The organism is Pseudomonas sp. SDO5271_S396 (assembly GCF_054071795.1).
This window is the reverse complement of sequence record NZ_JBSVWB010000001.1, coordinates 253095-267647: the sequence shown is the minus strand read 5'-3', so window position 1 is coordinate 267647 and position 14553 is coordinate 253095. Positions and strand designations below refer to the sequence as shown.

At 63.6% G+C, this 14553-nt stretch carries 10 protein-coding genes; 6 read left to right on the top strand and 4 right to left on the bottom strand.

Annotated features, from left to right (window positions below):
* The first annotated feature begins 40 nt into the window (after positions 1-40).
* The 6 genes from ACW9IN_RS01245 (at position 41) to tagF (ending at position 10612) form a co-directional block, all read left to right on the top strand.
* Positions 41-2002 carry a type VI secretion system Vgr family protein gene (locus ACW9IN_RS01245; protein WP_457364158.1) on the top strand — a complete coding sequence of 654 codons (1962 nt, stop codon included), beginning with the start codon at positions 41-43 and terminating at the stop codon, positions 2000-2002.
* Between the two features lie 18 nt (positions 2003-2020).
* Positions 2021-3439 (top strand): type VI secretion system-associated FHA domain protein TagH, encoded by a 1419-nt coding sequence (gene tagH, locus ACW9IN_RS01240; RefSeq protein WP_457364157.1) that lies wholly within the window; start codon positions 2021-2023, stop codon positions 3437-3439.
* A 304-nt stretch (positions 3440-3743) separates the two neighbouring features.
* The gene (tssK, locus tag ACW9IN_RS01235; RefSeq protein ID WP_457364156.1) at positions 3744-5075 is read left to right on the top strand and encodes a type VI secretion system baseplate subunit TssK; all 1332 of its coding nucleotides are present in this window, start codon (positions 3744-3746) and stop codon (positions 5073-5075) included.
* A 15-nt stretch (positions 5076-5090) separates the two neighbouring features.
* Positions 5091-6377, top strand: a complete 1287-nt coding sequence (gene icmH / locus ACW9IN_RS01230) for a type IVB secretion system protein IcmH/DotU (RefSeq protein ID WP_457364155.1) — start codon at positions 5091-5093, stop codon at positions 6375-6377.
* Between the two features lie 2 nt (positions 6378-6379).
* A complete protein-coding gene (gene tssM, locus ACW9IN_RS01225) occupies positions 6380-9943 on the top strand; it encodes a type VI secretion system membrane subunit TssM (RefSeq protein ID WP_457364154.1) in 3564 nt (1187 codons plus the stop codon).
* A 9-nt stretch (positions 9944-9952) separates the two neighbouring features.
* Positions 9953-10612: a type VI secretion system-associated protein TagF gene (gene tagF / locus ACW9IN_RS01220; RefSeq protein WP_457364153.1), complete on the top strand. Its 660-nt coding sequence runs from the start codon at positions 9953-9955 to the stop codon at positions 10610-10612.
* A 41-nt stretch (positions 10613-10653) separates the two neighbouring features.
* On the opposite strand, the gene ACW9IN_RS01215 is transcribed toward tagF, so the two are convergent.
* The 4 genes from ACW9IN_RS01215 to nuoM form a co-directional block, all read right to left on the bottom strand.
* Entirely contained in the window at positions 10654-10968 is a 315-nt protein-coding gene (locus ACW9IN_RS01215; protein WP_457364152.1) for a helix-turn-helix domain-containing protein, read from the bottom strand.
* Positions 10958-11308 carry a toxin gene (locus ACW9IN_RS01210; RefSeq protein WP_457364151.1) on the bottom strand — a complete coding sequence of 117 codons (351 nt, stop codon included), beginning with the start codon at positions 11306-11308 and terminating at the stop codon, positions 10958-10960. The genes ACW9IN_RS01215 and ACW9IN_RS01210 overlap by 11 nt, the downstream gene beginning before the upstream one ends.
* 239 nt (positions 11309-11547) lie before the next feature.
* Positions 11548-13011: an NADH-quinone oxidoreductase subunit NuoN gene (nuoN, locus tag ACW9IN_RS01205; protein WP_457364150.1), complete on the bottom strand. Its 1464-nt coding sequence runs from the start codon at positions 13009-13011 to the stop codon at positions 11548-11550.
* A 7-nt stretch (positions 13012-13018) separates the two neighbouring features.
* On the bottom strand, positions 13019-14551 hold the full coding sequence (nuoM, locus tag ACW9IN_RS01200; protein WP_457364149.1) for an NADH-quinone oxidoreductase subunit M: 1533 nt from the start codon (positions 14549-14551) through the stop codon (positions 13019-13021).
* Positions 14552-14553: the final 2 nt, after the last annotated feature.

Below are 14553 nucleotides of genomic sequence, written 5' to 3'. Positions count from 1 at the left end.
GACAGCATTCTCCCATTGCCTTGCAGGTAGAACACCCACGATGGCGACTCTTCAACAACACCGCGAAATACAAGTGACCAGTGTGCTCGGCACCGACGTGCTGCTGTTTCGGCGCATGCAGGCCGTCGAGGCGCTGTCGCAACTCAGCGAGTACCAGATGGAGCTCTACAGCGAGCGCGCCGACCTGAATATCGACGACCTGCTGGCCACCCAGATGACTATCGCGGTGGACCTGCCCAAGGGCGGCAGCCGTTATTTCAGCGGGCACGTCAGCCACTTTTCGTTCACCGGGCGCCAAGGTCGCTATTCCACGTACAAGGCGGTGTTGCGACCGTGGCTGTGGTTTTTGACCTTGGCCAGCGACTGCCGGATCTTCCAGGAACTGAGCGTGCCGGACATCCTCAAGCAGGTGTTCGCGCCCTACAGCATTGCCGATGTCGACACCTCGGGCCTGAGTGGCAGTTACCAGGCGTTGACGTATTGCGTGCAGTACCGCGAGAGCGATTTCAATTTCGTCAGCCGCCTGATGGAACAGGAAGGCATCTACTACTTCTTCAAGAGCGCTGCTGGGCGTCACACCCTGGTACTGGCCGACTCTTATGGCGCGCATTCGCCGGCGCCTGGCTATGCGCAAATGCTCTTCATGCCGGCCGAAGACCATGCCATGCGCGAAAGCGAGGTGATCTACGACTGGCGCATGAGCGGCGATGTGGAGCCGGGCGGCTATACGCTGCAGGATTTCGATTTTGAAAAGCCCACCGCCAACCTGCTGGCCAAGTCGACCCTGGCCGGCAGCTACCCGCAGTCGCGCCATGAGCGCTATGACTACCCGGGCAAATACACCGAGCGCAAGTGCGGCGAAACCTATGCGCGCACCCTGATCGAGTCGCTGCACACCGGCACCCAGCGGGTCACCGGCGCCACCCGCGCGCGCGGGTTGTTTCCCGGTGCCTTGATGACCCTCACCGAACACCCGCGCAGCGAGCAGAACGCTCAGTTCCTGTTGCTGGAAGCGCGCTATGCGTTGTCCTCGGACACCTATGAACCGACGCCGCCGGACAATCCGCAGCCGGTTCTCACCTGCGAATTCGTTGCCTTGTCGCGCCAGCAGCAATTCCGTGCGCCCTGTGTATCGCGCAAACCGCTGATGCAAGGTCCGCAGACGGCCATGGTGGTGGGCAAGCAGGGCGAGGAAATCTGGACCGACAAGTACGGGCGCATCAAGGTGCAATTCCACTGGGACCGCGAAGGCAAGCGCGACGAAAACAGTTCGTGCTGGATCCGTGTAGCCCAGGGCTGGGCCGGCAAGCGCTGGGGCAGCCTGTACACGCCGCGCATCGGCCAGGAAGTGGTGGTCAGCTTTCTCGAGGGCGACCCCGACCAGCCGCTGGTCACCGGCAGCGTCTACAACGCCGACACCATGCCGCCTTATGCACTGCCGGAAAACGCCACGCGCTCGACGATCAAGAGCAACTCGTCCAAGGGCGGCGGAGGCTACAACGAGCTGCGTTTCGAAGACAAGAAAGGCTCGGAACAGGTGTTTCTCCATGCGCAGAAGAACCTCGACCAGCGCGTGCTCAAGGACTCCCTGGACTGGGTCGGCGGCGACCGCCATTCCAAGGTCGACAAGGACCTGCGCGAGAAGGTCGGCGGCGACCGGCATTCGTCCGTCGGTGGCAACCGCAACGAGAAGGCCACCGGCGCCGTATCGATGACCGCCGGCACCAACATGATCATCGACGGCAAGTTGAAGACCGGCGTGACCGCGGGCCTCGACGTACATATCAAGGGCGGCATGAACGTGGTGATCGAAGCGGGTGCGACCATCACCATGAAAGTCGGCACCACCTTCCTGACCATCACCCCGGCCATGATCCTCGCCTCGACCATTCCCATTCCGTTGCCCCAGGCCGGTACCGCCGCCACCGCACTGGCGCTGTCCGCCGCTACCGGACCTGCCGGCGTGCCGCTGCCGCCCAAGGAGGCCGACGATGGCAAGTAACGCTTTCTGGAGACTGCTATGAACCTAATCCTGCTGGTGAAAAGTTACCGTGACCAACCGATGCCCGGTGATGTCATCTGCCGCTTTACCGAAGCCGGTGGCTCGATTGGCCGTGGGCCGGACAATGACCTGACCCTGGACGACCCGGGTAAATACATCTCGCGGGTGCATGCACGGATCGACCTGCGCGACGGCCAGTTTTACCTCACCGACACCGGCAGCAACCCCAGCCTGGTCAATGAGCGACCGTTGGGCACGGGGCGCGAGCGCCTGCTGGAGGAGGGCGACCGCCTGGTGATCGGCGATTACGCGATGGACGTGCGGCTGGAGCAGCCGGTGGCGCCGGAGCCTGAAGACGATGCCCTGGCCACGCGGATCCTGCCGCCGCTGTTCGTGCCGCCTCCACCGCCGGTGGCGGCCCCGCTGCCGCCGTTGGAAGTGCCGCAACCGTTGCTGCGTGATCCTGAAGTGGTGGTACCTGTGGTGCTGCATGACGACCTGGCCGGTGCGCGTATCCTGGAGGGCGGTGCGCTGTTCGACGGGGCGATGCCGCTGTCGGATCCCCTGGGTTTGAACCCGTCGCTGACCCCGGTGTTTCGCGGCACCGAAAGCGACCATGTGGCGCCGCAGCTGCAAGCGTTCAACCCGCCGATCCGGCAGGCGGAGCCGCAGGTGATCCCGGATGATTATGACCCGCTGTTCGGCCTCTCGACCCAGCCTGCGGTGACACCGGACCCTAATGTGGGAGCGGGTTTGCTCGCGAAGAACGATAACGCGGTCATCCAGGAACAACCCGTCGTCCTTGAGAGCTTCGCGAGCAAGCCCGCTCCCACATTGACCGCGCCCACCAGTGATGACGCCGTGTTGCATGCGTTGCTCCAAGGCCTGGGCCTGCCCGACCTGCACACCTCCCGCACCCCCACCGAGCTGGCCCAACTGGTGGGCGAGATGCTGCGTGCCGCCACCGCCGGCACCATGGATGTACTGATGGCCCGTGCGCTGACCAAGCGTGAAAGCCATATCGACATGACCATGATCGGCGCGTATTCGAACAACCCGCTCAAGTTCTTCCCCGATGCCGACAGCGCCCTGACCCAGATGCTGGGCGGCGATTCGCCCGCCTATATGCGCCCGGTCAAGGCCATGGGGGCCTCGTTCGATGACCTCAAGGCCCACGAACTGGCGGTGATCGCCGGCATGCGCGCGGCACTGGGCGCGGTGGTGCAGCGCTTTGATCCTGCGCGGGTCGAACAACGCCGTACCACCCATGGCGCCCTGGACAAATGGATGCCGGCTCGGCGCAAGGCACGTCTGTGGGACCGCCTGGTGGAGCGCTACGAAGACCTGGCGCGGGATGCCGATGAAGATTTGCAGCGTTTGTTCGGCGAGCTGTTTTCCAAGGCGTACGAGGAACAGGTGGCACGGATGCGTACTTGAAGACAGAGCCGTTGTATCGAGTGGGCTTCTTTTGTGGTGAACGGACTTTTTTGTGGTGAGCGGGCTTGTCCCGCGCTGGGCTGCGCAGCGGCCCTGAAACCAGGCGCCGCGCGTCTAACAGGAACAACGCGGTGGCTTTATTGGGGCCGCTTCGCGCCCCAGCGCGGGACAAGCCCGCTCACCACAACAAGCCCGCTCACCACAAAAAAAGGCCTGCTCACCACAAGAGTCCTGCCCACAGCACACATCTGTTTATCAGCGCAAAACCGGTCAGCCCGAAACGCTTTCACGTTGAGAAGAATTTATGTCCTGGAACAACAAAGTAGTCTGGTCCGAAGGCATGCTGTTGCAGCCTCAGCACCTGCAACAACACGACCGTTTCCTGCAAACCCAGCTGGAAGCCCGGGTGGCGACCCTGCGTGCTTACGGCTGGGGTTTTTCCAGGCTGGAGATCGACCCGCAGCAACTGGCCATGGGCAAGCTGTCGTTGCTGGCCTACAGCGGCGTGTTGCCGGACGGTACGCCCGTGGGCTTGCCGTTCGACGATGAAATGCCGCTGCCGCTGGAAATCCCCGACGACGCCCGCGACCTGAAAGTGGTGCTGGCGCTGCCGAGCCTGCGTCCGGGTGTGCCGGAGGTGGACGATAACCCCAGCTTTGAAAACTTCGCGCGCCATCGCAGCAGCGAATACGAAGCCTGGGACAGCAACGGCCTGGACAGCAGCGCCTTGATGAGCATCGGCAAGCTGCGCCTGCGCCTGGCCTTCGAAGGTGATGTGGCCGACGCCTACACCACCCTCGGCATCGCCCATGTGGTGGAAAAGCGCGCGGATAAAAGTGTGGTGCTCGACCGCGAATACTGCCCGCCATGCCTGGACGTGCGCGCCGCTGAACGCTTGAAAGCGTTCAACGAAGAATTGCTGGGCCTGGTGCAGCAACGGGTCGAAGCGCTGGCGTCGCGCCTGACCCGGCCCGATGGCAGTGGCGCGGCAGAAATCGCCGACTTCCTGCTGTTGCAGGTGCTCAACCGCAGCCTGCCGTTGGTGCGGCATCTGGTGGCGATGACCGGCCTGCACCCGGAGCAGCTTTACCGTGACTTGTCGGCACTGGCCGGCGAGCTGGCGACCTTTACCCGTGATGACAAACGCGCGACGAGCTACCCGGCGTATCGCCATGGCGCCCTGGCGCAGACCTTCGCCCCGGTGATGCTCGACCTGCGGCGCGCACTGTCGACGGTGATGGACGTGCGGGCCATCGCGATCCCGCTGGAAGAGCGCCAATACGGCATTCGCGTGGCGGTGCTGCCCGACCAGGAACTGCTGCGTTCGGCCACCTTCATCCTCGCGGTGCAGGCGCAGATGTCCGCCGAGAACGTGCGCAACGGCTTTCCGCCCCAGGTCAAGATCGGCTCGGTGGAGAAGATCCGCGACCTGGTCAACCTGCAACTGCCGGGCATTGGCCTGCGTCCGTTGCCGGTGGCGCCACGGCAGTTGCCGTTCCACGCCGGCTTCACCTATTTCGAACTCGATCGCAGCAGCGAATATTGGCAATTGCTGAGCCAGTCGGCCGGTTTTGCCATGCATATCGCCGGGGTGTTCCCGGGGCTGGACATGCAGTTCTGGGCCATCCGGAACTAAGGCAAGGTGACTGACGTGAACGATACTTTCGAAGGCACCCAGGACCCGGATCGCACGTTGCTGATCCCCACGCCCGGCGGGCGCCGTGCCGCACCTCAGAGCGCTCCGGCTGCCGATGTGCAACGGGCGGCACTGGTGCTGCACGGTCAGGGCCTCAACCCGCTGGTGCGGGCAGCCAACCCCTTGCTCGACCTGGTGGTGCCGCTGCGCAGCCTCACGGCGATGCCCGACATGGAAAGCCTGCGCCAACGGCTGATCCAGGCGGTGCAGGCCTTCGAGGCCCAGGCGCGGGCCAGTCAGGTCGACGTGGAAACCGTCGCCGCCGCGCGTTACGCGCTGTGCACGCTGGTGGACGAAACCATCGCCAGCACGCCGTGGGGCGCGGGTGTGTGGGGCAGCCGCAGCTTGTTGGTGACCTTTCACAACGAGGCCTGGGGCGGCGAAAAATTCTTCATGATTCTGCAGCGCCTCAGTCAGGACCTGCGCACCCACATCGATGTGCTCGAGTTGATGTACCTGTGCATGGCCCTCGGGCTGGAAGGGCGTTATCGCGTATTGGATCGCGGCCTGGATCAGCTGGGCTTGCTGCGCGAGCGCCTGTTGCAGTTGATCAACCAGCAGCGCGGCAATCAGGAGCAGGACCTGTCGCCGCGCTGGCGGGGTGCCGAAGCGCCCCAGGCGTCGATGCTGCGCCGTGTGCCGCTGTGGGTGCTGGCGTCGGTGGCCGCGGTGTTGCTGCTGAGTGTGCAACTGACCTACAGCTGGCTGCTCAATCGAGCCTCCGACCCGGTGTTCGCTCAGTTGGGTTCGATTCGCGTGGCGTCGCCGCTCAAGGTGGCGGTGCCGGCAGAGCCTGCGCCGGTGCGGCTGGCCGGGTTCCTGGCGCCGGAAGTGGCGCAAGGGTTGGTGGCGGTCAAGGACAGCGCCGACCGCTCGGTGATCACCCTGCGTGGCGACGGTGTATTTGCCTCGGGCAGTGCCGAGGTGTCGAGCAACTTCGACGGCTTGCTCGCGCGCATCGGTGACGCCCTGGCCACGGTGCCGGGCAATGTGGTGGTGGTCGGGCATACCGACAACGTGCGGCCTTCGGCGACCTCGCGACTGGGGTCCAACTTCGATCTGTCCCAGGCGCGCGCCAAGACCGTCGCGCGTTTGCTCGCACAGCGGGCCGGGCCGACCGAGCGCTATCGCAGCGAAGGCCGTGGCGAAACCGAGCCGCTGGTCCCCAACGATTCAGCGGCCAATCGCGCGCGTAACCGCCGTGTCGATATCACCGTGCTGATCCCTTCCCAGGCGCAATAGCCATGAATTTCTCTACGTTGTTTTCGTTGTTATGGTCCCCGGTGGAGCGCTTCATTCTGTGGCTGCTCAAACCCTGGCTGCTGTCGCTGATCGGCGTGGCGCTGCTGTCGCTGCTGGTGTGGTACGAAGGCCCGCTGCTGGCGTTCAACGGCAGTGAACCGCTGGCACCCGAGTCGCGGCGCTGGGCCTTGATCGGGCTGTTCGTTCTGGTCTGGGTCGGCTACTTTGCCTGGCGCCTGTGGCGCGCCTGGCGGGCCAACCGGGGGTTGATGGCCGGCGTGGCCGAAGCCCCGGCGGTGGCCCCCGGCGTGCGTGAAAGCCAGGCCGAAGTGGCCGAGTTGGGTGAACGCATGCGCGCGGCCATGGCGGTGCTGCGCAAGGCCAACCCGGGCTGGAAGATGAGCGGGCAGTACCTGTATCAGCTGCCGTGGTACATGTTCGTTGGCGCACCGGGCAGTGGCAAGACCACCGCGCTGACCCACTCGGGCCTGCAGTTCCCCCTGCGTGAGGCCATGGGCAGCGGTGCCATCGGCGGTGTGGGCGGTACGCGGCATTGTGACTGGTGGTTCACCGACGAAGCGGTGTTGCTCGACACCGCCGGACGTTACACCACCCAGGACAGCTACACCGAAGTGGACAAGGCCGCCTGGGGCGGTTTCCTCGACCTGTTGAAAAAGTACCGCCGCCAGCGCCCGGTCAACGGCGTGATCGTGGCGCTGAGCGTCAGTGACCTGCTTGAGCAGACCGAGGCCCAGCGCCAGGCCCAGGCGGTGGCGATTCGCGCGCGCATCGGCGAGCTGTACGAACGTTTGGGCCTGCGTTTTCCGGTGTATGTGATCATCACCAAGTGCGACCTGCTGGCGGGGTTCTCGGAGTTTTTCGAGACCTTTGGCCGCGACGAACGCGCGCAGGTGTGGGGCGTGACCTTCCCATTGCAACAGCCACCTGCGCCGGACACCGGCCTGGCGTCGTTCCCGGGTGAGTTCGATGCCCTTGAGCGCCAGTTGCAGCGGCGCGTGCTGGAACGATTGCAGCAGGAGCGCGACCTGTCGCGGCGTGCCTTGCTGTACAGCTTCCCGCAACAGTTCGCCAGCCTGGGCGATGGCCTGACCCGGTTTCTCAATACCGTGTTCGAAGCCAACCGCTACCAGGAACCGGCGCTGTTGCGTGGTGTGTATTTCACCAGCGGCACCCAGGAAGGCAGCCCGATCGACCGGGTGCTGACCTCGTTGGCGGCGTCCTTCGGACTGGGCCGCAAGGTGCTGGCGCCGAACGTGTCCAGCGGGCGCAGTTACTTCATCACCCGCCTGCTGCGCGAAGTGATCTTCAAGGAAGCCGGGCTGGCAGGTGTCAATCACCAGGAAGAGCGCCGCCGGCGTCTGCTCGGGCGGGCCGGGCGGATCGGCGCGGGCGTGCTGTTCGTGCTGCTGCTGGTGGGCATGACCATCAGTTACAACCGCAACCTGCAACTGATCGCCGACGCATCGAACGCGGCGACTAATGTCGCGCAACTGGCCAAGGCGCTGCCCGCCGAGGGCGATGTGCTGGTGACGCTGCCGTTGCTCAATGCCGCACGCGCCTTGCCGGGCGGCTATGGCGCGGGCGACAGCAGTGTGCCGCTGCTCAGTCGCATGGGCCTGTACCAGGGCAATAAGCTCGGCGCCGGCGCGGTGACTTTGTACCGTCGCCTGCTGCGCAGCACGTTGCTGCCGCATATCGTCGCCAATATGGAAAATGCCCTGCGCCGGGGGGATGCGAGCAACCAGGAGTTTCTCTATGAAACCCTGCGCGCCTACCTGATGCTCGGCCAGCGGCAGTTCTTCGATGCCGCGTCGGTGCAGGCGTGGGTCGATGTGGACTGGCGCCGTGAACTGCCCCAGGCCACACCTGCGCAATTGCAGCAACTGTCGGACCATGTTGCCGCGCTGCTGGAAGATGACGACGAAGCCGAGCCGGTGCAACTCGATAGCGCGCTGATCGCCAAGGTACGCCTGGCGCTGGCGAGCATGCCGCTGTCCCAGCGCATCTACAACCGGGTCAAGCGCCAGGTGGACCAGCAGCATTTGCCCGAGTTGAGCGTGAATGGCGCGGTGGGGCGTGATGTGTCGTCGCTGTTCACCCGCGCCAGTGGCGAGCCGCTGTCCCGTGGCGTCAGCGGCGTTTACAGCCTGGCCGGGTACCGCGCGCTCACGGACAAAACCCCGCAAGCCGTGGCCGACATGGCCAAGGACAGCTGGGTGCTGGACCGCCAGGAGTCGGCGCAGATCGCTGGCGGCAACCCGGCGATGCAGGCGGCGGTGCTGGCGCTGTATTACGCGGACTATATTCGCCAGTGGGATACCTTCCTGGCGGATGTGCACCTGACGCCCCTGACCAGTCTCGGTCAGGCCTCCCAGGTGACCAATGCGCTGGCGTCTACCGACTCGCCGCTGCGTAGCTTGCTGCAAGCGGTGTCCAGGGAAACCACACTGGAGGGCGCATTGACCTCGGCTACCGCCAAGGACACCGATCAACGCGTGCGCGACAAGATCGCGGCGGCCACCCAGAAGTTGCAATCGGCCTTGGGGGGCGACAGTCCGGCGCCGCTCGCCGAGGCGTCGGCCAACCCGGTGGACCAGCATTTTGCTGCGCTGCACCGCCTGGTGGGCAACGGCACGCCGCCGCAGCCGGTGGATGAGGTGCTGGCGTCGCTGAAGGATGCCGGGCAGTTTTTCGACAGCGCCGATGCCGCCCGTCGCAGCGCGGCGCCGGCACCGTCCAATGAAGTGCTGACCCGTTTGAAGCGTGCGGGCGATACCCAGCCTGCGCCGTTGTCGGCACTGCTGCGGGACGTGGAGTCGGGTGGCACCGCGCTGACCCTGGGCAATGAGAAGGCACGGCTGAACGCACTGTGGGAGGCGACCGGCGCTCCGTTCTGCCGGGCCGCCATAGAGGGGCGTTATCCGCTGGTGCGCAGCTCGGCCCGGGATGCCACTGCCGATGACTTCGGCAAGTTCTTCGGCCCGGGCGGCTTGATGGACGATTTCTTCAGCAAGAACCTAGCGGCTTATGTCGACATGAGCGGCAGCCAGTGGCGCTGGCGTTCCACCGGTGTGACGCCGCTGAACATTTCCCAGGACGTGCTTAACCAGTTCCAGCGTGGCGCACGGCTGCGGGATATGTTCTTCGTGGCTGGTGCGCGCCAGCCGTCGATACGCTTCGACCTCAAAACCCTCGGCGCCGACCCGGCCCTGAGCAAGGTCAGCCTGGACATCGATGGCCAACCGGTGGTGTTTGAAACGGGTAACGTGCCGGATTTCACCAGCATCTCCTTGCCGAGCGGCAAGTCCGGTGGTTTGGTGCGTCTGGATGCCACGCCGGGCCTGGCCAGCCCGCTGCGCACCGACGGACCCTGGGGCTGGTTGCGCATGATGGACAAGGCCGTGGTGAACACTCAGGGCGAACAGTTGCAACTGACCTTCAACCTGGAGGGCCATCGGGTGGCTTACCTGCTGCGTGCCAGCAGCGTGATCAACCCGTTCCGGCGTGATGGCATCGAACAGTTCCATTGCCCTGCGAGCTTTTAGGAATCAGCCATGAATGGATTTTTCGGCAAGGTCGCAAGCCATGGCGACTTTGTCAGTCGTCGTTTGCCAGCCGTCTTTTTGAGCACCTGGGACACATGGTTGCAGGCGGGTTTGCAGCGCAGCCGTGAGCGCCTGGGCGAGCAATGGCTGGAGGTGTACCTGTGCAGCCCGATCTGGCGCTTTGCGCTGGCAGCGGGTGTCTGTGGGGAGCAGGGTTGGTCGGGGGTGATGATCCCGAGCGTGGATCGGGTGGGGCGTTACTTTCCCCTGACCCTGGCGACGGCGGGGCAGGATGTACCGCTGCTGGCACGCCTGGAGCGCGATGTGTTCTGGTACGACCAGTTGGAACGGCTGGCACTGTCGGCGCTGAGCGAGGGGTTTTCGCTGGAGGCGTTCGATGACGCGGTGTCGGCAATGCCGTTACCGGGTTGCTGGACCCCGGCAAACTATTCCCACAGAAGCGTCAGCCCATCACGCTGGCTGGACCTGCCTGACCCGGAACGTATCGGCGACGGCATGCCGCAATTGAACGCACAGCTCGATCCCCAAGGGCTGGCGGGCCATGCGCTGTTCTGGACCGAAGGCTCGCCCCGCGTCGCACCGTCGATCTGGGTGGGGGAGGGGCTGCCCGACGGGGAGACGTTTGCCGATATGTTGGGGGGGCGGTAGCCATACCTGAAAAAGTCCTGGAACTGACAGGGCTTTGTTTGTCAGCTCAATGCCGCCAATTGCGCCACTGTTTCCGGAAAGCGGGCCACCAAGCGTATCAATGTCGCTGCCTGGGCATTGGGCCGGGCCCGACCTTGCTCCCAGTTTTCCAACGTGCGCGTATTGGTGCGCAGATACATGGCAAACACCGACCGGGAGAGGTTGAGTTGCTGGCGCACGGCAACGACTTCCTCTGCACTCAAGGGCGCCAGCTTATTGAAATAAACCTTGTGGGTGCGCAAGGTGATTTTGCTTTCGCGTTCGTCCGCCAGGGCGTCGAAGCCTTCGACCAGTTCGGAAAAAATGTCACGCTTCATGATGTGCTCTCGCTTTGAGTTCCCTGTCCAGCATCTGTTTAAGGGTTTTCTTGTGTTGCGGTGTCAGGTCGTCTTGTTCATGTTTGCCGTACAGCGTAAACAGCCAGAATTGCGTACCGCCCGACCACCAGTAGTAAATGATCCTCAGGCCACCACGTTTGCCTTTGTTGCGTCGCTCATCGAAGAAGCGAACCTTGCGTAACCCGCCTGTTCCTTCGATCACATCACCGGCTTGCGGGTTTTTCATCAATTCCTGTTGAAAACCGTGGAAAAGCTCGTCACTCAGATAGTCCTTGCGATGCCGTTCGAAGGCCGGTAGTTCGATAAATAGAGCGTCCATGTTCTGTACGTAGCCTGCGTATAGTTTGGTGGTCCACCCGTTTGGGGTCAAGTGACCCGATTGTGGGAACTTTCCTAAAGCGCAAACACCATACGATTGCTGTCAGTAAGTAGATGCCGGATGAGAAGGCATGTGGGAGAGGAAATTTCGGCGAGTAAGGCAAGACAAAAATACTTAATCCCACAAACGCAAAACGGCGCCCGAAGGCGCCGTTTTGGTTACTGCATCGACCTAAGCGATCAAACGCCCAGTACCGCGTGCTGCACCAGGGTGAGCAGCGGTTGTGGGTACACACCCAGGAAGAACGCGAGCAGGGCGATGGCCAGCAGCATGACGCCACCGGCTTTCTGTTCCCAGTGCAGCTCGGCGTCCACGCGGCGCAGGTTCGGCTCGATCAGGTACAGGGTGACCATCACGCGCAGGTAGTAGAACACGCCGATGGCGCTGCCCAGGATCAGCGAAGCGACCAACCACCATTCGTGCGCTTCGACACCGGTGGCCACGATGTAGAACTTGCCGATGAAGCCCGCGGTCAGCGGGATACCGGCCAGGGACAGCATCATCACGGTCAATACGGCGGTCAGGTACGGACGGCGCCAGAACAGGCCGCGGTATTCGTACAGGGCGTCGGCGTCACGGCCTTTGTAAGGCGAGGACATCAGGGTGATCACACCGAACGCGCCGAGGCTGGTGATCACGTAGGTGACCAGGTACACGCCGATGGCTTCCACGGCCAGGCCCTTGCTCGCCACCAGGGCGATCAGCAGGTAGCCGAAGTGAGCGATGGACGAGTAACCCAGCAGACGCTTGAGGTTGTTCTGGGTCAGGGCCAGCAGGTTGCCGAACAGGATCGACGCGATGGCGATCACGGTCAGTACGTTGCTCAGCACGCCGGTGTTGGCGGCGGGGGAGATCTGGAACAGACGCACCATCACCGCGAACACCGCCACTTTCGAGGCGGTGGCCAGGAACGCGGCTACCGGCGCCGGGGCGCCTTCGTACACGTCCGGGGTCCACAGGTGGAACGGTACCAGCGACAGCTTGAACGCCAGGCCGATCAGCATCATCGCCAGGCCCAGTTGGGCAATCGGCGCCGGGCTGTTGGTGGTGGCCAGGGCGTGGCCGATACCGGTGAAGCTCAGGCTGCCGGCTTCGGCGTAGAGCAGGGCCATACCGAACAACAGGAACGCGGAGCCGGCAGCCGACAGCACCATGTACTTGATGCCGGCTTCCAGGGAGCGCTTGTTGAAGAAGGCGTAAGCCACCAGGCCGTAGGTCGGGATGGACAGCAGTTCCAGGCCGATGAACAGGCCGGCCAGGTGCTGTGCGCTGACCAGTACGATACCGCCGGCCGCAGCCAGCAGGATCAGCAGGTACAGCTCTTCGCGATTGCCCGGGTAGCCAGTGCCGCCTTCGCCGAGGTAGGCGTGGGCGAGGGTGACGCAGGCCAGTGTCGCGACCAGGATCAGCGCGATGTACAGCAAGGCGAAGTCATCGACCATCATCAGCGGCGTTACCGCCAGTGGCGCGACCTTGAGGGCCGGGATGATCGACAGCAGGGCCAGGTTCAGACCGGCGCAAGACAGCAGGAACGTTTGCGAGTGATTGCGGCGCCAGGCGATCGCCAGCATCACCACGACGATGGTGAGGCTGGTGATCAGCAGCGGCGCAAGCGCGATAAAGTGTTGGATCGTGAATTCCATAGCGCTCTTACCGGGCCGAAGCGAGTTGAGTGAAGGCGGTGCTGAACCACTGCTGCACGCCATGCATCGTCGCGGCAGAAGTGTCCAGGAACGGTTGCGGGTACACGCCGATGTAGATCAGCAGCACCGCAAGGCCGAGCACCATGATCAGTTCGCGACCATCCATCCCTTTCAGGACGGTGTCGGACTTGGCCGGGCCGAAGTAGGCGCGGTGGATCATGATCAGCGAGTAGACCGAACCGAACACCAGGCCGGAGGTGGCAATCGCAGTGATCCATGGGGCGGTGACGAAGCTGCCGATCAGGATCAGGAACTCGCCGACGAAGTTACCGGTACCCGGCAGGCCCAGGGAGGCGGCTGCAAAGAACAGGCTGATCGCCGGCAGGTAAGCGATGCGCGACCACACGCCACCCATTTCACGCATGTCACGGGTGTGCAGGCGCTCGTACAGCTGACCACTCAGGATAAACAGCGCAGCGGCGGAAACACCGTGGGCCAGCATCTGGATCACCGCACCTTGCAACGCCAGCTGACTGCCGGAGTAGATGCCGATCAATACGAAGCCCATGTGGGAAACGGACGAGAAGGCGATCAGACGCTTGATGTCGGTTTGTGCGAACGCCAGGAATGCACCGTAGAAGATCCCGATCAGACCCAGGGTCATGGCGATCGGCGCGAATTCGGCCGACGCATTCGGGAACAGCGGCAGGGCGAAACGCAGCAGGCCGTAGGCCGCCGTCTTCAACAGGATACCGGCCAGGTCGACCGAACCTGCGGTCGGTGCCTGGGCGTGGGCGTCAGGCAGCCAGGAGTGGAACGGCACCACCGGCAGCTTCACCGCGAAGGCAATGAAGAAGCCCAGCATCAGGATGTACTCGGTGGTCAGGGACATCTTGGTCTTCAACAGGTCGGCGTAGTTGAAGGTAATCACGCCGGTGTTGTTGAAGTTGACCAGTACCAGGCCCAGGATCGCCACCAACATGATCAGGCCGGAAGCCTGGGTGAAGATGAAGAACTTGGTCGCCGCGTAGATCCGGGTTTTCTTGCCGTCCGAAGAACTGTGACCCCAGAGCGCGATGAGGAAGTACATCGGCACCAGCATCATTTCCCAGAAGAAGAAGAACATGAACAGGTCGAGGGCGAGGAATACGCCGACGACGCCGCCCAGGATCCACATGAGGTTCAGGTGGAAGAAGCCCACGTGACGCTCGATTTCCTTCCAGGAGCAGAGTACCGAGAGGATACCCAGCAGGCCGGTCAGCAGGATCATCAACAGCGACAGGCCGTCGAGGGCCAGGTGCACGTTGATGCCGAAGCGCTGGATCCAGACATGCTTGAACTCGATGGCCCAGGTCGGATCGGCGCCAGGCGCCGGTGCGAATGAATAGTCGCCATGGGCCCACAGCCAGAGGCCGAGGGCGAGTTCCAGGGACATGGTCAGCAACGCGATCCAGCGGGGGAGGGTGGCGCCGGAGCGCTCACCCAGCCAGCAGAGCAGGCCGCCGATAAAGGGGATCAGGATTAGCCAGGGCAGAATCATGA